A 406-nucleotide genomic window follows, 5' to 3' on the forward strand; every position below is an offset into this window, starting at 1 on the left:
GCCATTTCAGTTAAAACCACCAATCCAGCAAGTATCAGTGTCGCAAAGATACCTCCTAGGTTAATGACTGCCGATATAATTACGCCCCCTGTTTGCTTAGAAGCTAAAACTACTGCCTCTTTAGGCGACAGATGTGGGTATTCCTTAAAGCGCATCATTAAGAATATGCTATAATCTACTCCCAAGGCTACAATGATGATAAAGGAGAAGAATGGAACAAAGGAAGATAGACCTTCATACCCTTGCAAATCTAAGAAAATATAGTTTGTAATGAACATCGCTGCATAGTATGCCCCTACAAGGGATGCAGTGATGAAAACCGGTGTCCAGAAGGATCTTATCACAAAGAACAGTACAAGCAATACGCCTATAATAACGATGATCGTTGTTTTGTTCAGGTCTCTAG

At 40.4% G+C, this 406-nt stretch carries 1 protein-coding gene; it reads right to left on the reverse strand.

Going from position 1 to position 406, the window contains the following annotated elements; genetic code table 11:
• Nucleotides 1–406: MMPL family transporter (locus RYX56_RS21305; protein ID WP_317123983.1), on the reverse strand; the 406-nt coding region annotated here is incomplete at both ends.

It is taken from the genome of Alkalihalophilus lindianensis (genome assembly GCF_032843265.1).
Classification (GTDB): Bacteria; Bacillota; Bacilli; order Bacillales; family Bacillaceae_D; genus Alkalihalophilus; species Alkalihalophilus lindianensis.